The 19,107-nt window shown below is 65.6% G+C and carries 13 protein-coding genes; 5 read left to right on the top strand and 8 right to left on the bottom strand.

All coding sequences use genetic code 11. The features are described 5' to 3' along the window. Positions 1-259: 259 nt before the first annotated feature. Positions 260-622: a response regulator gene (locus tag ACLNGM_RS21810; RefSeq protein ID WP_416356556.1), complete on the bottom strand. Its 363-nt coding sequence runs from the start codon at positions 620-622 to the stop codon at positions 260-262. An 11-nt stretch (positions 623-633) separates the two neighbouring features. Then, a complete protein-coding gene (locus ACLNGM_RS21805; protein ID WP_416356555.1) occupies positions 634-2,082 on the bottom strand; it encodes a sensor histidine kinase in 1,449 nt (482 codons plus the stop codon). Between the two features lie 241 nt (positions 2,083-2,323). Here ACLNGM_RS21805 and ACLNGM_RS21800 point away from each other — a divergent pair, with 241 nt between their 5' ends. Both ACLNGM_RS21800 and ACLNGM_RS21795 read left to right on the top strand, forming a co-directional pair. Continuing rightward, positions 2,324-2,686 (top strand): hypothetical protein, encoded by a 363-nt coding sequence (locus ACLNGM_RS21800; RefSeq protein ID WP_416356554.1) that lies wholly within the window; start codon positions 2,324-2,326, stop codon positions 2,684-2,686. 350 nt (positions 2,687-3,036) lie between these two features. Then, a complete protein-coding gene (locus ACLNGM_RS21795; RefSeq protein WP_416356553.1) occupies positions 3,037-3,399 on the top strand; it encodes a hypothetical protein in 363 nt (120 codons plus the stop codon). Positions 3,400-3,988: 589 nt separating this feature from the next. Here ACLNGM_RS21795 and ACLNGM_RS21790 read toward each other — a convergent pair. Beyond that, the gene (locus tag ACLNGM_RS21790; protein ID WP_416356552.1) at positions 3,989-4,516 is read right to left on the bottom strand and encodes a hypothetical protein; all 528 of its coding nucleotides are present in this window, start codon (positions 4,514-4,516) and stop codon (positions 3,989-3,991) included. Positions 4,517-4,879: 363 nt separating this feature from the next. On the opposite strand from ACLNGM_RS21790, the gene ACLNGM_RS21785 reads away from it, so the two are divergent. Further along, on the top strand, positions 4,880-9,757 hold the full coding sequence (locus ACLNGM_RS21785) for a putative Ig domain-containing protein (RefSeq protein WP_416356551.1): 4,878 nt from the start codon (positions 4,880-4,882) through the stop codon (positions 9,755-9,757). 123 nt (positions 9,758-9,880) lie between these two features. Here ACLNGM_RS21785 and ACLNGM_RS21780 read toward each other — a convergent pair whose 3' ends face one another. Both ACLNGM_RS21780 and ACLNGM_RS21775 read right to left on the bottom strand, forming a co-directional pair. Next, entirely contained in the window at positions 9,881-10,327 is a 447-nt protein-coding gene (locus tag ACLNGM_RS21780; RefSeq protein ID WP_416356550.1) for an RCC1 domain-containing protein, read from the bottom strand. A 6-nt stretch (positions 10,328-10,333) separates the two neighbouring features. Then, complete coding sequence (locus ACLNGM_RS21775; RefSeq protein ID WP_416356549.1) at positions 10,334-11,341, bottom strand: RCC1 domain-containing protein; 1,008 nt, start codon at positions 11,339-11,341, stop codon at positions 10,334-10,336. A 581-nt stretch (positions 11,342-11,922) separates the two neighbouring features. On the opposite strand from ACLNGM_RS21775, the gene ACLNGM_RS21770 reads away from it, so the two are divergent. Beyond that, positions 11,923-14,451, top strand: a complete 2,529-nt coding sequence (locus tag ACLNGM_RS21770; RefSeq protein WP_416356548.1) for an EAL domain-containing protein — start codon at positions 11,923-11,925, stop codon at positions 14,449-14,451. 28 nt (positions 14,452-14,479) lie between these two features. Here ACLNGM_RS21770 and ACLNGM_RS21765 read toward each other — a convergent pair whose 3' ends face one another. Further along, the gene (locus tag ACLNGM_RS21765) at positions 14,480-14,848 is read right to left on the bottom strand and encodes a hypothetical protein (RefSeq protein WP_416356547.1); all 369 of its coding nucleotides are present in this window, start codon (positions 14,846-14,848) and stop codon (positions 14,480-14,482) included. A gap of 346 nt (positions 14,849-15,194) precedes the next feature. After that, complete coding sequence (locus ACLNGM_RS21760) at positions 15,195-17,375, bottom strand: TonB-dependent siderophore receptor (protein WP_416356546.1); 2,181 nt, start codon at positions 17,373-17,375, stop codon at positions 15,195-15,197. 179 nt (positions 17,376-17,554) lie between these two features. On the opposite strand from ACLNGM_RS21760, the gene ACLNGM_RS21755 reads away from it, so the two are divergent. Then, the gene (locus ACLNGM_RS21755) at positions 17,555-18,424 is read left to right on the top strand and encodes an alpha/beta hydrolase (protein ID WP_416356545.1); all 870 of its coding nucleotides are present in this window, start codon (positions 17,555-17,557) and stop codon (positions 18,422-18,424) included. A gap of 417 nt (positions 18,425-18,841) precedes the next feature. Here the strand turns inward: ACLNGM_RS21755 and ACLNGM_RS21750 are convergent, their stop codons facing one another. Next, positions 18,842-19,099: a PepSY domain-containing protein gene (locus ACLNGM_RS21750; RefSeq protein WP_416356544.1), complete on the bottom strand. Its 258-nt coding sequence runs from the start codon at positions 19,097-19,099 to the stop codon at positions 18,842-18,844. Between the last annotated feature and the right edge of the window lie 8 nt (positions 19,100-19,107).

Genomic DNA, 19,107 nt, shown 5'->3' with positions numbered 1-19,107 from the left:
CATGTGCGGGGAGCGACGATTTGCCATCCAGTATTTAACTGTCTAACTATCTGCCGTGCGCGATTACATCGCCTGGGGAGGCGCGTCCGCTCCCTGGTATGATTGAAGACCGCTTGTCGGGATGAAAGCGGATTTGCCGCTACTGGCCATCCGCTTTTGTGGCGCCAGACGGCTCAATCGGGTGATCGAGGGGCTGTCCCGTGGAATGGCTCATCGCGACCGTCGCCTTCTATGATCCGGAGTTTGCCTGCGTCATCGTTCAGGCAGTGGCTCTGGTAATGGAGGAGATGGCGGCAAGCACCTCCCTTTCCGAGTACGGCTTGCCGACGAAACCTATCGGCTTCCACTCGAGCGCCATGGCCCGGGTCTTCTCGTCGAGGTTCCCGCTGACGAAGAGCGATGGAATGTTCCATTGCCGGCGCAGCGCCGCGGCCGTCTCAACCCCGTTGGACCCGCGGGCGAGGTTGACGTCCATGATGGCGACATCGATCCGCCCGCCGGAACGCTCCGCAAGAAGAAGCGCCTCGCTCATGTCCGAGGCCTGGCCGGCGACGGTGTGTCCGGCCTCCAACAGGATGTCCTCGAGATCCAGCGCGAGCAGCATCTCGTCCTCGACGATCATGATGCAGAGGCTCATGCTGCGGCTTCACCCGGAAAGATCACCGCCGATCGGTAACCGCGTTCTGACGGCAAGGTCTCGACTCGGCCACCGATCTGTGAGGCCATCGTCTTCACCAGCCGCGTGCCCAGTCCCTGCGCCGTCGTCTCGCTGGAGACGCCGACGCCTTCGTCGGCGACGCTGAGTTCCAGCATGCCGCCCGCGACCTTCTTCAACGACAGGACGATCGGGCCGGAAGTCCCCTCCGGATAGGCATACTTCATGGCGTTGGTCACGAGCTCGTTGACGATGAGGGCAATCGGTATCGCCCGTTCCGTCTTCAGAAGAAGAGGCTCGACGTCAACTTGAAGGAGGTCGCGAAGTTCCGAGTTCACGGCGAGATCAGCGCAGAGGCCCGCGAGGTAGTCGCCCATTTCCACGACGAGCGGGTTGTCGGTCCGGTAGAGGCGCTCGTGAACCGACGTGATGGCGCGGACCCGCGAGATTGCCTGTTCGAACGCTTCCTTCGTCGAGGGATCCGTCAGACGCCGGGCCTGTAGGCTGAGAGCGCTGACCACGAGCTGAAGGCTGTTCTTGACCCGGTGATTTACCTCAGCGAGCAGCACATCCTTCTGCGCGAGAAGGCTCTCCTGCGCCTTCAGAGCGTCGGATAGCGCTGCCTCGCGGAGGCGGTCGGTAGAGACATCCATCATCACGCCGATCAGCCGCGGCTTGCCCGTAGACGTCCGAAGAACCTCGCCACGAGACGTGATGTACCGGATGGCGCCGGTCGCGGGATCGACGATCCGGTAGTCGAAGTTGAGCACCGTCTGGTCGGGGCTCTGGAGCGCGCCCTGCACGGCACTCAGGACCTTCGGCAGGTCGTCGGGATGCATCTTGGCGAAGAAGGGAGAGGCAACAGGTCCGCCCTCGCCGGGGCCAAAGCCGAAGATCGCATCGACCGTCGCGCTGCGCCGCCAGATGTCGGTGTCCGGTTCGTACTCCCACGACCCAAGGTCGGCTGCATGAAGAGCGACCCGGAGGCGAGCGTCGGCTTCTCGCGTTCGCCTGACGCTCTCCGTCACGTCCATCGGGTTTTGGACGATGTAGCGGACAGATCCGTCAGCGTCCTTCACGGGCGTATGAACTGGGGTCCAGAACCGCTGGTAGAAGCCGCCGCCTTCGCTTGCGGGGCGCGGAATGTCGTACTGGATGACCGCCATCTCATGCGGCTCGCCGGTCCTCAGAACGTGACGGAGCGACACCTCCAGGGGCCCTTGCTCGACGGTCCCGGCCGCTTCGGGGTTCTCGGGAAACGCTTCGAGAATGTGCCGGCCGACTATGTCCTCGCGCGTTCGGTCCGTGGTTCGGAGATAGGCGTCCGTCGCGGCGACGATGGTCAGATTGGCATCGAGCACGAGGTAGGGCTGCGGAATGCCCGCCAGGATCGCGGCATGGTCGGCGCCGACGTAAGTCGCGGTCATCTGTTGCGGCACCCCTTCGCGTGTCGGACTGCCAGCATTCAGCAATCGCCCGGTGCCGTCCAAGCACACGGTTCAATGAGTGTCGATGGTCGCGGACAACTGATTCAAGCGACGCGACGGGGTCTGGGGCCCGCTGCTCGATCTCGGCACCTACCCGGTCTCCTTCATCGCCAAGCTGATCGGGGCTCCCGCAAGGGTCGTCGGTCTCGCGCAGCCCGATCCGTCCGGTGTCCACGGTCAATTGGCGGTCGCCCTCGCCGGCCAGGGCGGCGCCCTGGCGACGATGGCAACGACGCTCTACGGTTTCACTCCGACCAACGCCGCGGTGGTAGGAACGGAGGCGACGCTGCGGTTTGGCAGCGAGTTCAACTTGCCGGGGCCGTTCGAGCTGCTCTCCGCTGATGGCCGGCGGCGCCTCGCCTATGAGGAGTCGCCGGGCCGCCATTTCGAAGGGTTGTGCTTCGAAGCGGCGGAGGTTGCGCGCTGCATAGGGGAGGGGCGTCTCGAAACGCCGTATCGGCCCCTTCAGGCAACGCTCGACACCATGGCCGCGCTCGACATGATCCGGCAGGCGACGGGGATCGAGTTTTGGTCTGCGGATTGATGGAAGCCCCAAGGAGGAGCGCGACGAAACGCTGAACCCCCGCGATCCGGCGGACTTGGAGGCATCCGGTACCAGTCGATCACCATCGGGATCGCTTCAGATCGGATGTTCTGGATGCGTGGTTCGCCCATTTCGGTCGAGTGCGGATGCGCACTTCGCTGGCTTCTCCACCCGACGTCTCACGTCCGGGGCTCCGGGACTTTCGACAATCGTGTATGGATCGAGCGACTGTTCCATTCGCTGTACCCACGATGACCCAAGCTTTTCTCGAATTGCTTCCCCCGACCGCGGTACCAACCATCACTCCGGCTGCTACGCTGGTCATGGGAGGAATGGTCCGGTGCGACCAGATGGGCATGTACGACGGTCTTGGTCACCTGCTCCGGGTGCACAAGCACGCATTCCCGGCGCCGAAGTCCGGCTCCGACGATGGCGTCGGAGAGTTCGCGACGTTCTCGCATCTGAGGTCGCGCTATTTCGAAGCTCGCGACCTTGAATCCCGCTACGGCAAGGGTGCCTTGTTGAACCTCGAACATCAGGACGTTGCAACGCTGATACGGAACAGGCAAGTCCTCACCGAACGGGAAGTCGAGGCAGCAAAGGCGTTCCGCGAGACGAAGGCGAAGTTCTATGCGGACTGGCGGGCCGACGCGGCGATAATGCCCTCGGCATCGGGGAAGGGGCCTGCGATTTGGGTGCCGCTCGGGTCGTAGAGGTAGAGCCCGGCGTCTTTCAACGGCAGGCTGACTTCCATCACAACATACCCTTTTAGCGACGGGATCTCTGGTCCCGACCGCAAGGCTTCGAGGAGGGGGCGCAGCCCCTCCCGCAGCGCGTCGGTGCGGTAGCCCCGCGCTTCCCGGCGCTGACGGGCAAGCTCGTGCAGCCGGTCGTAGCCTTCCGGACCGACTTCAGGAACGAGCGCGGCCCCGAAGTCGTCCGTCCCGAAGACGATAGCCTGACTGCCTAGGATTCGAAGTCCAAGCCTCTTATCAATCCTGCCCTGACCCTCTTGTCGCTGTACCCCGGTCGGCGATCAGTTTGCAACCCGCGCTCATGTCCGATGCGGAGGCGAAAGAGGTCGCGTTCTCCCTCGGACGATGCGCTCGGACAGGTCATTTCGCGATCGGCACCATTGATCCGGCATTCTGATGGATTCGATTTTCCCCCGCGCGTATGCATCGGGAAATTAAAAGCGGCGAAAGGTGAGGTGCGTCCCTTACGCACCGGAAAACTTTTCCGACCGACCAACCGGATGGAGCATCTCGCCCGGAACGACCAGCGCTCCGAGGGGCTCGTCGTTTATCGTCCTCCGGTTGGCATGCCGTTCCCCTGATCAATCCCCAGGGGAAACGCGCTCCACAGAACTCCTGCCTCGTTGGCCCAGAGTGGCAGCGTCAGTCCTTCGACGCACCCCCACCCTTCAACATCGAGAAGCGCGTCGCTGTTGGCGAGGGCCAAGCTCTCGGTGACGTCGAGCATCTCGTTCGGGACACCGTCCCGCCAAGCTCCGTCCGCTTCCTGCACGTGCAGCACGACGACCGACCAGAGGCGCCGATCGAAGGCCCACCTGGTCTTCACCTCCCGCTCGCCTTCGCGAAACTGGTGATCCCAGTTGGTGCAGGACACGAAGCGAGGCAGCTCGGCGCATTCGGGGACTCGAACGCGAGCCTCACGCGAAAGCCGATCGCGGCGGAGGAGCGACACAGACCCCTCGAGGTCCCTGTCGTGGCGCAGGATCAGCGCAATCAGGCGAAGGTCGCCGGCATCCGCACCGACCCCCCGTGTCTGATCTTCCTTCACCACTGAACTGCGATCCGATGCCTGCACGTACCGATCCCGTCATCAACTGGCCGCTACGGTCGGCGTAGCGCCAATCCGAGAGCTTGCAGGATCATGGTCGCCGGATGCGACGCATCTCACAAGGATCGATTCCTTCAATCCTTCTCAAGCGAAACCTGGATGGAGGCATGTCGGCGGCCCCAGTCGTCGCCGCGGCAGGATGTCCATCGGGCAACAGCATTGAAAATCTTCTGTCCCATGCCCGAACGTCAGGCGAGACCGATCGACATCAGGCCGGGACCATGTTGAGTGGATAGCCACACGTGTCGGTAGGGGATGCCGGCGCAATTTCAAGTTCAGGCTGGGTAGGGGCGAATCCTCGGCGATCGCCGACCCGCGTTGGGGGCGGACATGGCGTGCCTGGGTACTCTGCGGGCCTTCCTGGCCTGCGCATTCGTCGCGGCTGGGCTCCTCGGATCCGGCGGGGCGGCGCAAGCCTTCAATTGCCCGCCCCAAAGCATCACCGTGCCGTCGGGTGGCACCGTAATTACGGACCTAAGCAGTTGCAGCCTTACTGGCTTCTACGACTACGGCACCCGCCCGTTGCACGGCCCCTACGACAACCGGAACACACAATTCGACACCTCCGTCTATTACGTGAACAACGGTGACGGCGCGACGAGCGACAGCTTTTCCGTTCAGGACGCCGACGATCTTTCTTTCGTCCCGTTCACCGTGACGATCGTCCCCGCAGGTCCGAGCGTCACGACGCCGGCCCTCCCCGGAGGGACGGTCGGAGTTGCCTATAGTCTGAACCTCGCGGCCAACGGCGGCACGTCGCCGTATACCTGGTCGCTCGCCGGAGGCGCGCTCCCGGCAGGCATGACCCTGTCTTCCTCAGGTTTTCTTAGCGGCAGCCCGACGGCGGCCGGATCGTTCAATCCCGTGTTCGCCGTGACGGACTCGGCCAACAGGACAGCGACGAGGGCGCTCGGCTGGAACATCGCCGCACCCACCATCTTCGTGAGCCCTGCCTCGTTACCGGGTGCGATGAGAGGGCAGGCTTACAGCCAGTCCCTTTCGGCTTCGGGCGGTACCGCCCCGTATTCGTTCAGCGTAACGGCAGGCGCGCTTCCTTCGGGACTCACGCTGAGTTCGAGCGGCATCTTGAGTGGCACGGCCACGAGCGCCGGATCCTACACTTTCACCGTCAATGCGGTCGATGCGTCGACAGGAACGGGAGCGCCCTATTCCGGATCACGCTCGTATACCCTCAACGTCGCGGTCCCGGCGATCGCCCTCTCGCCCACGACCCTTTCCGATGCGACGGTCGGCCAAGCCTACAACCAGACGCTCGCCGCCTCGGGGGGGACGGCACCGTACACGTATGCCGTAACCGCCGGGGCGCTGCCAGCGGGGCTCTCGTTGGGCGGCGGCAGTACCTTGAGCGGCACGGCGACAGTCGCGGGAACGTTCGTCCTCACGGTCACCGCAACGGACGCCTTCGGCAACACCGGCTCCCGCGGATACACCATTTCCGTTGTCGCGCCTTCCATCACGCTTGCGCCGGGGTCTTTGCCCAACACCACGGCAGGTACGGCATACAGCCAGTCCCTGACTGCAACGGGAGGTACCGCTCCGTACAGCTTCGCCGTGACTGCCGGGGCGCTCCCAACGGGACTGACGCTCAGTTCGGGTGGCACCCTCGTCGGCACGGCTACGAGCGCCGGGACCTTCAACTTCATTGTCAGCGCGACGGACGGCAACGGCAACACCGGCAGCCGTGGGTACAGCATCAGCGTCGGGGCGCCCTCCATCACGTTGGCGCCCGGGACGCTCCCCGGCAGCACGGCGGGTCTGCCCTACAGCCAGTCCCTCTCGGCCTCGGGCGGCTCCGCGCCCTACACGTTCGCCGTCACGGCCGGCGCGCTGCCGGCCGGGTTGACGCTGGATTCGAGCGGCACGCTCAGTGGAACGGCCACGGTCCCGGGAACCTCGAACTTCAACGTCACTGCAACCGACGCCAACGGCAGTTCGGGCAGCGCCATCTACACCGTCACCGTCGCCGCCCCGACGGTGACCGTCGCGCCCGCGGCGTTGCCCGACGCCACCGTTGGCCAAGCGTACAGCCAGACCGTCACGGCGTCGGGCGGCTCGGCCCCGTACACCTTCACCGTTACGGCTGGCGCGCTGCCGTCCGGACTGACGTTGAGTTCAAGCGGCGTCTTGGCCGGAACCGCCACGGCCGCGGGGAGCCTGACCTTCACCGTCACGACGACCGACGCCAACGGCTTTACGGGCGTCCGAACGTACACGCTCGATGCCGTCCTCGCGCCGCCGATCGCTTCCAACGTCACGTTGGGCGTCGCGGCGAACTCGTCCGCCAACGCGGTGCCGCTGACACTGTCGGGCGGTGCGGCGACGTCGGTCCAGGTAGCGGCCCAAGCCGCGAACGGAACCGCCACGGCGTCCGGTATTGCGATCTCCTACACGCCGAATCCAGGTTTCGCAGGCGCCGACAGCTTCACCTACACAGCCACGAACGCGTCCGGGACGAGCGCGCCCGCTACCGTCAGCGTGACGGTCGCGCCCGCGACGGACGCCAACCTGGCTGGCCTCGTGCCCAGTGTCGGCACGCTCTCGCCCGTCTTCACGCCCGGCACCAACGCCTACGCCGTCGCGGTCCCCAACGCGCAGGCCACGATCGAGCTTACGCCCACCGTGGCCGACCCCGGCGCGACCGTGACCGTCAACGGCACCCCGGTTGCCTCCGGTTCCGTGTCCTCCGCGATCCCGCTGGCCGTGGGAGCGACTTCGCTTCCGGTCGTCGTAACCGCTCAGAACGGTTCCACGAACACCTACACGGTCACGGTCACCCGCGCGGCATCATCTGTGGCGACGCTCGCGAACCTCGTGCCGAGCGCGGGCAGCCTCAACGCGGCCTTCGCCAGCGGCACGGCAAGCTACACGCTCGCGCTGCCGGCGGGGCAGACGTCGATCTCGTTCACCCCGACCCTGTCCGACGCGGGGGCGACGGTCAGCGTGAACGGGGCCGCGGTCGCCTCCGGTGGAGCCTCCTCCGCTATCGCAGTCCCCGTCGGCACGACCACGGTCTCCGTCGTGGTGACGGCCGCGGACGGGTCTTCCACCCAGACCTACACCGTCGCCGTGACCCGGACGGCATCCGCCGATGCCTCGCTGGCCAGCCTTGGAGTCAGCACCGGCGTCCTGTCGCCCGCCTTCGCACCCGGCACCACGAACTACGCGGTCTCCGTTCCCAACGAGGTCGCGACGCTCCGTCTTTCGCCCTCGCCGACGGACGCTTCGGCAACGGTCACGGTGAACGGCGCCCCGATCGCACCCGTGGCGCTTGCGGTCGGGACCAACACGCTGACCGTCCTGGTGACCGCGGCGGACGGCACGACGACGCGCAGCTACGTCGTGACCGTCACGCGCGCAGGATCCTCGATCGCGCTTTCGCCGGCTGCAGGGCCACTGCCGGACATCGGCGTCGGCTTGCCATACAGCCTGGTCCTGACGCCGTCCGGCGGCACGGCTCCATACGCTTTCGCCCTGACTTCCGGATCCTTGCCCGCAGGTCTTGCACTCGACCCCACTCGGGGCACCATCGCCGGCACGCCGACAGCGGCAGGGGAGGCGAACTTCACGATCGCCGTGACAGACGCTTCGGGAGCTATCGGGACATCCGCCTACAGGCTGGTCGTGAAGGCGGCTCCCGTCGTCGCCGTCTCGCGGTCGGAGACGATCGAGGCCGGAAGCACGACGACGGTGGACCTCACCGCCGGGGCGACAGGCGGTCCGTTCACCGACGCGCGCCTCGTCTCGCTCGTCCCGCCGAACGCGGGCACCGCCGTCATCATCCTCGGCGAGACGGCCGCAGCCGACGACGCGAGCTTCGCGGAAGTGATCAAGGAGCGTCGCTACACCCTCAAGTTCACCCCCGACCCATCCTTCGCGGGGCGGGCGGTCGCCACCTACACCCTCTCGAACGCCGTCGGCACCTCGGCGCCTGCCACGATCGCCTTCCTCGTCGCGCCGCGCGCCGACCCCTCGAGGGATTCCGAGGTACTGGGTCTCCTCACGGCCCAGGTCGACGCCGCCCGGCGCTTCGCCAAGGACCAGACCCGCAACTTCAACAACCGCCTCGAGCAGCTCCACGACGAGGGCGATCGCCGCCATAGCTCGATGGACGTCCGGCTCGGCTACCAACCCGACGAGGAACCGCAGGGCGTCGGCCAGCAGAGCGTCGACGCGCTGCGCCGTCTCGATGCCGAACAGGCCCGGCGGATGAACGAGGCCTTGCCCGGCCTTCTCTCCGGATACGGTCCCGAGGACGGCAAGGGTCCGCGGCCCCGCTCGCGCCTTGATGCCGTCGCGGGCGATCCACGCGATCCGAAGGCGGCGGCCCGCGGGACAAGCGAACCATCGACACCCGTGGTGAACCTTGGACGCTTCGCGGTCTGGTCGGGCGGCTACGTGAACTTCGGCGACCGCGACAAGGCGGGACTCGATTTCGACTACACCACAGTTGGCGTCTCGGGCGGCATCGACTACCGCTTCTCGCCGGGGCTCGTGGCTGGCTTCGGCGTCGGCTACGGTCGGGACGCGACCGATGTCGGCGACCGGGGCACGGAAAGCCGAGGCAACAGCTACAGCGCGGCGGTGTATGGCTCGTGGACGCCGCTCGAGGGGCTTTATCTCGACGGTCTCCTCGGCGGCAGCCGCCTCGACTTCGACAGCCTGCGCTTCGTGACCGGGGAGGGAGCCTTGGCCGCGGGCACCCGCGAGGGGCGGCAGGTCTTCGGATCCCTGACGGCATCGTACGAGCGGCGTCGCGACAACTGGCTCCTGTCCCCCTACGGACGGGTGGAGGTCGCCCGTTCGTGGCTCGACGAGTTCACGGAAGCCGGACCGAGCGCGCTCAACCTCACTTACGGCGAGCAGTCGGTCGACACCGTCGCGGGCGTACTGGGTGTCCGCGGCTCCTACTCCGTCGATATGGACTGGGGCGTCCTGAAGCCGGGCTTCCGTGCCGAGTACACGCACGACTTCGCCGGCGACAGCGAGGTGGCTCTGGGCTACGCGGACATCGGCGCGAGCCCCTACACGGTGCGAACCGACGCCAGCGAGCAGGACTACGTTACGCTCGGGCTGTCGCTCGATGCGGACTTCGCGTCCCGTTGGTCGGCCGGGCTGGACTACCGCACGTCTTTCGGACGGGAGACGCAGAACCATGCGTTCGGACTCAAGGTCGGCACGCGGTTCTGACGGAAGTTCCGGCGGGCGCGAGCCGACAAGAGGCGACAGGGCGCATCGCGATGTCTGAGGGGAACGTAGGTTGGACCGTTCCTTCCGGACAAATTCGAACTGGAGCCGTTTTCCTCGACAGCTTCACATGGGCGGCTGGACGGCGACCGGCGTCGAGCGCGTCGCGGTCGTCCTGTCGCCGAGCTGTCCGTTGACGTTGAGGCCCCAGCACTTTGCCGTGCCGTCGGACATCCGCACGCAGGTATGGCCTGCTCCCGCTACAACGCCGGTTGCGCCCGAGGCCACCGCCGACGTGGCGGGAGCCGTCCTTTGCGTCGTGTCCCCGACGCCGAGCTGGCTTGAGTTGTTCCTTCCCCAGCACTTGACCTCGCCGTCGGCGAGCAGCGCGCAGGTATGGGTCAGGCCCGCCGAGACCGCGGTCGCACCCGATGCGATCGCGAACTGACCGGGAGCGGTCCGGTCCGTTGTGTCGCCGACGCCGAGCTGCCCGTAGGAGTTGTTGCCCCAGCATTGCACGGCGCCGTTGGACAACGGGGCACAGACGTGGTTGCCGCCCGCCGCGATGGCCACCGCGCCCTAGGCTATCGCGGCTGCGCCCGAAGCCGTCGTGTTCGTTGTGCTGCCGACGCCCAGTTGCCCGAAGGAGTCGAGGCCCCAGCACTTGACCTGCCCCCCCGAGAGCAATGCGCAGGTATGGCTGGCACCCGCGGCGACCGCCGTCGCGCCCGACGGGATCGCGGCGGTCCCTGGGACGGTCGTGTTCGTCGTGTCGCCGATCCCGAGTTGGCCGCTGTCGTTGCGCCCCCAACACTTCACGGCGCCGCCTGAGAGCAGGGCGCAGGTGTGTTGGGACCCGGCGGCGACCGAGGCGGCGCCCGAGGCGATCGCTGCTACGCCCGCGACCGACGTGTTCACGGTGTCGCCGGTGCCGAGTGCCCCGAATTGATTGTTTCCCCAGCACCTGACCGCGCCGCCGGACGCCAGCGCACAGGTATGGAACCAGCCCGGGCTGACGGCGGTCGCTCCAGAGGCCACCGCTGCCACGCCGGGCGAGGACGTGTTCACGGTGTTTCCGACACCGAGCTGGCCGAGGTTGTTCTGCCCCCAGCATTTGACGGCACCGTCTTGGACCAAGGCGCATGTCTGGCCCTGACCAACGGCTATTCGTGTGACCTCGAGGACGTTCTCCGCGACCTCGATCCGGTACGTCTGCCGCGCGTTGACGGCCGGGTGGGACGCCGTGATCTCGAATGACATGCCGCCCGTCGCAGTCGGCGTTCCCGACGCGACCCCGGTCGCGGGCGAGATCGTCATCCAGGACGGCAAGCCGCGGCCGGACCACGTGACCGATTCTGTTCCCAAATTCGCGCGCGTGGCCGCCGAGTTGAAGTCGTAGGTCCAGGGCTGGTTGGCCCGCGCCGGGGGAAGGACGGCTTGCCCGAGCTGAAGCGAAGGGGCGGGCTTCGTTGCCGTGCCGAACGTGGCCGGACGCGCCCGGAAGAAGTAGCCGTCCGCCGACAGGGCGGTCCCTGTCGTCGAGGCCAGCGCGATGGCGGCCAGTATGCTGCTCGTGTGTCGTGTCATTTCCGCCGGACCTCCCAGGACTGAGAGGAAAGCGTGAGGCGCCGGCGGGAACGGCGCAACCGACGAGGTGCGGGATCGAACCCTTCGGTTCAGGTACGCTGCTGGCTGTCGCCGAAGGCCGAAACCGATTCAAGTTTCGACGACGGTCTAACCCGCCCGAAGTCCGCTTATTCAATTATGAACGGCTACGTCGGGCGGTTAGCTGTCGTTCCGCTTTGCACGGACTTCTCATGATAGTCGACATTTTGAGCTGCGGACGTTGCATCATCGACGCTTGTGCAATTCGCTGACCCCGGCGCCCGGAATCCGCAGCTTCGATTTGCGGCTCCTGAATTCTACGTGCACCTCTCTTTGTATCGGGTTCCTTCTGGCTATAGGCGATGCATTTTCATGGGCGCGTTCCAACCCGCCTACAGCCTGGAGAATGCGACAGTCATTTTCGCCCGCTTATGTGTTCAGAAAGTATCGCTGATCATGATTGCTTCATTGGCTTGTGTGAGAGTGTCATCCGCATTGGGGAGATGTTCAATCGCATGCGCCAGTCAGCCAGCGAGTCCCTAGGGAAGGGACCGAACCGGCGTGTGATCGCCGCGCTTGTCGCGATGCTTCTCGCTGTCGGGGTGCTGGTCGTCGCCTTCGTGCTGTTCAATGCGCGCGATCAGGATCGGCTCGCGGTCGCCGCCTCCAAGAAGCTTGCCGAGACCGCCCTGCAGGTGAAGCAGCGGGAAATCGCCCGCAACCTGAAGGACTACACCGAACGGGCCGACGTTCGCGCCTATCTCGCCCAGCGCTCGGCCGGCGCGGCGCCCCCGGCAGGATCGATCCTCGGCCCGAACATCTTCGCCAGCCTCGGCTACGAGATGGCGTTCGTCATATCGCCGGACCTGATCACGCGCGATGCGATGATCGATGGCAGGAACGTTTCCGTCGACGCATTCGCCGTCGTCTCCGAAGGCCTGCGGCACCTCGTGAAGCGGGCCGCCGCCCACTCCCATCCCGCCGTCGGCCTCCTTCGGGCCAACGACGATGTCCTCCTTGTGGCCGTCGGAGCGATGGAAGCGGGTCGCGGGCAGGAAGCGGAGGGCTTGGACGCGCCGCCGTCCGTCCTCGTCTTTTCCAAGCGGATCGACGCTCGGCTGCTGGCAAGGCTCGGGAGCGACTATCTCCTGAACCGCTTTCGCCTCATCAGGGACGGAGACGTAGACCTTGGCGCATCGCTGCCGCTCCGGTCACCGCTCGGGGACGTGATTGGCAAGGTCACCTGGATCCCGGAGCGTCCGGGCAGCGAGAGCCTGCATGCGGTCATGCCCGTGATGATCGGCATCTTCGCTGTCTTTGGTATCATGGGCATGCTGGCCCTGCGCTCGTTCCGGCGCTCGAACGGCAAGCTGCATGCCGCGGCGCGGACGATCGACGGTTATGCCGACACGCTTCGGCAGAGCGAGGCGCGCTTCCGGGATATTGCCGAGGCGTCCTCGGACTGGATCTGGGAAAGCGACCGGGACATGCGGCTCACCTTCGTTTCCGCGCGTTTCGCCGAGGTCACGGGCCTGGACGAAGCGGACGTCATCGGCGCGACGTTGAATGACGTCTTCCGCGCCGAGGATGGCGGCGACGCGTTGTTCCCGACTGTTGCCGAAAACGACGCGCCGGCGATCCGCGAGTTGCGCTGCACCTATCAGGATGCCGACGGCCGTCGCCGCATCGCACGGCTTTCGGCACGGCCGGTGCAGGGCGAGGACGAGGCCTGGATCGGCTATCGCGGCACCGCGACCGACATCACCCGCGAGATCGAGGCGCAGGCGCAGGCGATCCATCTTTCCCTGCATGATGCCCTGACGGGGCTGCCGAACCGGGTCCAGTTCCAGACCCGCCTCCGGGGCGCCTTCGAGGAGGACTGCCTCGGGCAAACGCGCCTCGCCGTCCTCTGCATCGACCTCGACCATTTCAAGGACATCAACGACACGTTCGGGCACGCGGCGGGCGATGCGGTGCTGACGGAGGTCGCCGAGCGCCTGCGCGCATGTCTGGGAAGCGGCGATGTCGCGGCCCGCCTCGGAGGCGACGAGTTCGCCGTCGTCCAGTCCGGGCTGAACCAGCCGCTCGATGCGCTGGCTCTCGCCCGCAGGATCATCACCGATCTGGCTTCTCCCTTCATGGTGGACGGACGCGAGACCTCGATCGGAGCGAGCGTCGGCATCGCCTTCCCGGACGAGGACGGCGAGACGCCGAACCGCATCCTGAAGAATGCCGACATCGCCCTCTACGGCGCCAAGGATGCTGGCCGCGGCGTCGCACGCGTCTTCGAAGCCTTCATGGGCATGGAACGGCAGGCGCGCCTGTCGCTGGAGCAGGACCTGAAGCAGGCATTGGCCGGCCAGCAGTTCGAGGTACACTACCAACCGCTCGTCTCGCTGGAGGACGATCGCATCATCGGCGCCGAGGCATTGGTGCGTTGGCGCCACCCGGACCGGGGCTTGGTGCCACCCGGTGACTTCATCCCCCTTGCGGAGGAGACGGGATTAATCCTTCCGATCGGCGAATGGGTGCTGCGGACGGCCTGCAGCCAGGCCGCGCGGTGGCCGGGCCTGACGATCGCGGTCAATCTGTCGCCGATGCAGTTCAAGCACCGGGATCTCGTAGCCGTGGTCGCGGGGATCCTGGAGGAGACCGGCCTTCCGCCGGCGCGGCTCGAACTCGAGATCACGGAAGGCGTCCTGCTCCACGACGGCGCCGCCGCGCGCGACATCCTCGTGCGGCTGAAGGCGCTCGGCGTGCGCATCGCCATGGACGACTTCGGGACCGGCTATTCCTCGCTCGGCTACCTCAACTCCTTCCCGTTCGACAAGATCAAGATCGACAAGTCCTTCATCGCGGACCTCACGGTCGAGAAGTCGAACGCGATCGTGCGGTCGGTGATCGGTCTCGGGCAGAGCCTCAAGATGGTGACTACCGCGGAGGGCGTGGAAACCGCCGACCAGGCGCGGTTCCTGCGCCGGGAAGGATGCCAACAGGTGCAAGGCTACTTCTACAGCCACCCGCTGCCGCTTGCCGAGATGGCCGCGCTTCTCGGCGCCAAGCGCCCGTCCCGAGCCGACGAGGTCGCTTGATCCTCGGCGGTCCCGATCCCTGGCGGCGTCAGAAGTTGCCGGGATTGCCGGGTTCGACGACGCCGTTGCCGTCCACGACGTCGTTCTTCAACCATGAAATCTCGCCCGATCGCGAGATCCTGGCCCCCCAGCACTGCGCCTCGGTCTTCGGGTCGTAGCTGAAGCACAGCGTGTCGCCGACCACGCTCCAGCGGCCGTCGTAGTTCGAGCCCCGCAAGGTGCCGTCGGGAAGATAGAACTCGCGATACGGACCGCCGGACGCCATCGTCCCCTGTACCGTGTTCCCGGCGATGATCTTGGCGATCTCGGCGCCGGAAAGCGATCGGTAGTCCTGAGCGAAAGCAGGACACGCCGTTGTCGATATGACAGCCAAGGCGATGAAACAGCGCGGGATCATGGTCTTCTGCCTCGATTGAGCGTCACAAGAATGTTCGCACCAGCCCAGGATCGTGAGAGGCGTGCATGCTGCAAGGTGGCATGTGGTCCTGTTCCCACGCTTGATGCGCGCTCACCCGTTCTTGAATGTCCGCCTTTCGCAGACGGCCGACAGTCGTGGGGCGTCGGGAAAGGGTCGAAACCTGCCTATGAACCGGATCCACGAGAGGCGCCGATCCATACGCTTCGAGGCCTAATCATCTCGCCATGTCGCGTCGCATCGGGAACGCCGCGCGACAGACCACAAACCGGTTGTTGCGACTACCGTCCTGGGGCGGGTGGGAGCTTTGCCCACCTAGTCCTCCCGATCAGAAGCGGTAGCGTAGCGAGCCGATGACCTGACGGCCTTGTTCCCGATAGAAGCAGCCGTTGTTGCAAAGGGCGTCGCGCTTGTCGAACAGGTTGTTGACGTTGACCTGGGCGCGTACCCCTTCGAGCCGCTGGTCCGCGGCTCCGAAGTCGTAGGAGGCCGACGCGTCGATCAGGATGCGTGACTTGTTCTCCGGCTGCGTATTGGCGTCGTTGCCCTCTGTGACGCCGAGGAAGCGTGCGCCCAGCCCAAGCCCCAGCCCATCAAGTGGACCCGATACCGCTTCGTAGTTCCCCCAGAGCGAGAACTGGTGACGGGGAATGCCGGTGACGATGTTGCCCTCGTTGTCTCCTTCGAGGAACGTCAGATCGAGGTAGGTGTAGGAAGCGACAAGGTTGAGGCCGTCCACGATCGAGGCCGTCGCTTGGACCTCGAAGCCTTCCGACTCCACCTCACCGGACTGAACCTGGAAGTTGATGTTGTTCGGATCCTGGCCGAGCAGCCCAGACTGCCGGATGCGGAACATCGCAGCATCGACCGTGAGAGGCAGTCCCGCAGGCGCGTACTTCAAGCCGATTTCGGTCTGTTCGCCCTCTGTGGGATTAAAGGGCAAACCTGCCGCCGACAGACCGGAGGTCGGCGCGAAGGACGTCGAGTAGCTGACGTACGGCGTCAGCCCATTGTCGAAGAGGTAGGACAGCCCGACCCGACCCGAGAAGTTCTCGTCGCTCTGCTCGGTCACGGTGAAGGGCGAAAGGTTGCTTTGGCTGTCGGTGTCGAGCCAGTCGTAACGGCCTCCAAGGGTCAGCACGACCTTCTGGTACTCGATCTGGTCCTGGAGATAGATCCCGGTCTGCTCGAGGCTCGAGTCCGTGTCGGAGAAGAAGGGCCCGGTCGGACCGGGAACGGGCAGCGAGCCGTAGATCACGTTGGCGGCGTCGAGGCTTGGCGCGGTACCGAAGCGGAACGCCAAACGCGTGTCGGCTTGCGCATAGTCGAGGCCGCCCAAGATCGTATGCGCCAGCGGTCCCGTGTCCAGGTTGACCTGGACCTGATTGTCGACCGCGAAGCCATCGCCCTCGTCGACGATCTGCCCGGTCGATCGCAGGATCTGACGGCCGTCAGGACTGAGGCCACCCGTCGAGACGTAGCTCGTGTCCACCTGACCCCGCTGGTAGCGCAGGTTCTGGCGCACTTCGACGGTCTCGTTGAAGCGGTGTCTAGCCTCGTAGCCGATGCGACCCTGCTGGTTGTCGAAGGGACGCAGGTTCGGGTCGCCCTGCTGGAGGCCGCTCGGCACGGCGAAGCCCGTCAAGGGATCGGTCAACGAGACATAGCCACGGGCGCCGCCCGTAGTGACGTCGACGAACTCGCCAAGGACCGTGATCTGCGTGTTGCGGTCGTCGGACCGAAGGGTCAGCGCCGGCGCGATCATGTCGCGGTCGTCCCGCGAGCCGACGAGCTCGGTGTCGGCAGAGCGCTTGAGCCCGGTGATGCGGTACAGGACGTTGTCGTTGCCCGCGAGCGGACCGGATGCGTCGAAGGCCACCTGGGCCCGGTTGTGCGAGCCGATCTGCGTCTCGATCTCGCGGAACGGCGCATCGGTTGGCCGCTTCGAAACGAGGTTGATGAGGCCGCCAGGCGCGGACGAGCCGTATAAGACCGAACTCGGTCCCTTCAGGATCGTCACGCCCTCGAGGCCATAGGGCTCGTTGCGATACACGGAGAACACACCGCCGAGGCTACGAAGGCCATCCCGGTAGTAACCCGTGTCGGCCACGTTGAAACCGCGGATGTACAACGTGTCGAAACCCGGATCGTAGCCGAACGTGCCGGCCCGGACGCCCGCCGTGTAGCGCGCGGCCTCGACCAGCGTCTGGGCCTTGCGATCCTCCAGTTCCTTCTTCGACACGACGGCGACACTTTGGGGCACCTTGCGCAGATCCGTGTCGGTCTTGGTGCCTACACGAGCCTCGGTTCCGACATAGCCGTCCGAGCGAAGCCCCCCTTCACCGCTCGACCCGGCCGCTTCCCCCGCCATCTCACCTGAGCCTTCCACGACGATGGTATCGAGCGTGATGGCGTCCTGCGCATATGCCGGCAACCCGGCACTAAGAGAAACGAACGAAGCGCCGACGAGGCCGAGATGGAAGGCAGAGGCGAGGGACCGGGAGGGCATGAACAAGAATCCGACGGTTCAAGGAAGCGACCGCCACACACGCGTAAGGAATGTTGACAAAGGGAGTCAACATTACGATTCGACGGATTCACATGTGGGTCGCCATCCTTTCCGTCGATGGCGCTCGGCGTGGGCGAATTGCAGCATAAAGGACACGGGTTTTGGACAGCTTCCAATCTATGCTTCACCCAGCCGGTCTGGCCCAAACTCGTTTCCTGGATTTGAAGAGCGAGCGAGATGGACAGGTTTGGCGCGTCTTCATCTACGTCCCCCTCGACGAACCGCCGCCTGGCGGATGGCCACTTCTCGTCATCACCGATGGGAACGCGATGATCGCAACGGCGGTCGACGCATTGCGCGTCCAGTCGAGCTACCCCGCGAGCACCAATGTTGGACCGGGCGTTATCGCAGCGATCGGCTATCCGACGGGGGACGCCTACGACCCGTTGCGCCGCTCCTTCGACCTGTCGCCGCCTCCGGGACGCTCCTACCCGCCGTTCTTAGAAGGCGGAGCGGAGGTTCTCACCGGAGGCGCGCATCGGTTTCTCCAGTTCCTCGAAGGCGAGGCGCTTCCCTTCCTGGACGGCGTCGCAGCGATCGATCCGACACGACGCACTCTGTTTGGTCATTCCTTCGGAGGGCTCTTCGCCCTGCACACCCTGTTTTCAGGATCGGAAGCGTTCTCGCGCTTCGTCGCAGCCAGTCCCACCATCCACTGGGAAGACGCGGGCCTCCTCGACAGCGAGCGGCGCTTCACGGCCCTGCCGCGAGACTGCGATATCGTGCTTCATCTCTCTGCGGGCGAGTACGAGGGAGGAGCCCTCGCGCCTTTCCAGTATGGACGCGAGGACACGGAGAAGCGTCTCGCCAATGCGCTGACGGCCCGCACGCTCGAACTCACGCGGGAGATGGCGGGGCGCCTCTCCGCGCTCCCTCGTGCCCAAGTGTCTTTCGAGGTCCACCCGGGCGAAACTCACATGACGATGTTGCCGATCGCCGTCTCGCGGGCGGTCCGAACAGCGTTCGAGATCCATACCGTTGAAGGGTAAGGGCGACCTGTGTACGGCGGGCATCGTTCGTCTGCTTCAGGCAGTAAGGCCAGGGATGCTATGTAGTGGGACAGAAGACGTGACCGCACCAACAAGTCCGGCCTCCTCCGTCGGCTCGATCCCTGCGGCCTCCGCGCCAGTCACTCCTTTCATCGCCCAGCCCTCGGGAAGGATCCACCGTCCCGTGCTGCGCGACGTCACGAGGCAGACTTGGGCACGACGCTTCTCATCTAGGCGAACAGGAAGAGCTGCTACTTGATGGAGGTTCCTGTTTGATCCCATGATCGGGGCACAACCCGGCGGTCGCTTTCGGGCAAACCGGTCTCGACGGCCCCATCAGGTTCGCTGGGTACCTGCAGGCTCTCGGTCGTGAGTGAACGGTGGCGAACTCATCCTCATGGCCGCCACCGCGTCCCCCTAGTCTTTGTCGCGTTCCATCTTGGTGACCTGTCCGGAGCGCGGGTCGACATGGAACTCATACGTCACCCCGTCGCGCGTCGCTTCGCCTTCCCAATGACCATCGTCGGCCTCGACCTTGGTCATCTGGTAGCCTTGCTGGGACAGGATGCTCGCCACGCGATCCCGACCGATCCAGTCTGCTCCCGGGGTGTCGGCCAGAGCCATACCGGTCGTCGAGGCCGCGATCAGGCCTGCCAGCGTCACCATGCGTTTCATCGCTTTTC

Origin of the sequence: Aureimonas phyllosphaerae (genome assembly GCF_047943035.1) — a bacterium.
GTDB classification, from domain to species: domain Bacteria; phylum Pseudomonadota; class Alphaproteobacteria; order Rhizobiales; family Rhizobiaceae; genus Aureimonas; species Aureimonas phyllosphaerae.
The sequence above is the reverse complement of the archived record's forward strand: the minus strand, read 5'-3'. Positions and strand labels throughout refer to the sequence as shown.

What these genes read in the sequence shown, in the direction of transcription:
- ACLNGM_RS21785 (WP_416356551.1), top strand. Translation starts at nt 4,880, where the DNA reads ATGGCGTGCCTGGGTACTCTGCGGGCCTTCCTGGCCTGCGCATTCGTC.
- ACLNGM_RS21755 (WP_416356545.1), top strand. Translation starts at nt 17,555, where the DNA reads ATGCTTCACCCAGCCGGTCTGGCCCAAACTCGTTTCCTGGATTTGAAG.
- ACLNGM_RS21775 (WP_416356549.1), bottom strand. Translation starts at nt 11,341, where the DNA reads ATGACACGACACACGAGCAGCATACTGGCCGCCATCGCGCTGGCCTCG.
- ACLNGM_RS21810 (WP_416356556.1), bottom strand. Translation starts at nt 622, where the DNA reads ATGATCGTCGAGGACGAGATGCTGCTCGCGCTGGATCTCGAGGACATC.
- ACLNGM_RS21805 (WP_416356555.1), bottom strand. Translation starts at nt 2,082, where the DNA reads ATGACCGCGACTTACGTCGGCGCCGACCATGCCGCGATCCTGGCGGGC.
- ACLNGM_RS21765 (WP_416356547.1), bottom strand. Translation starts at nt 14,848, where the DNA reads ATGATCCCGCGCTGTTTCATCGCCTTGGCTGTCATATCGACAACGGCG.
- ACLNGM_RS21795 (WP_416356553.1), top strand. Translation starts at nt 3,037, where the DNA reads ATGGGCATGTACGACGGTCTTGGTCACCTGCTCCGGGTGCACAAGCAC.
- ACLNGM_RS21760 (WP_416356546.1), bottom strand. Translation starts at nt 17,375, where the DNA reads ATGCCCTCCCGGTCCCTCGCCTCTGCCTTCCATCTCGGCCTCGTCGGC.
- ACLNGM_RS21750 (WP_416356544.1), bottom strand. Translation starts at nt 19,099, where the DNA reads ATGAAACGCATGGTGACGCTGGCAGGCCTGATCGCGGCCTCGACGACC.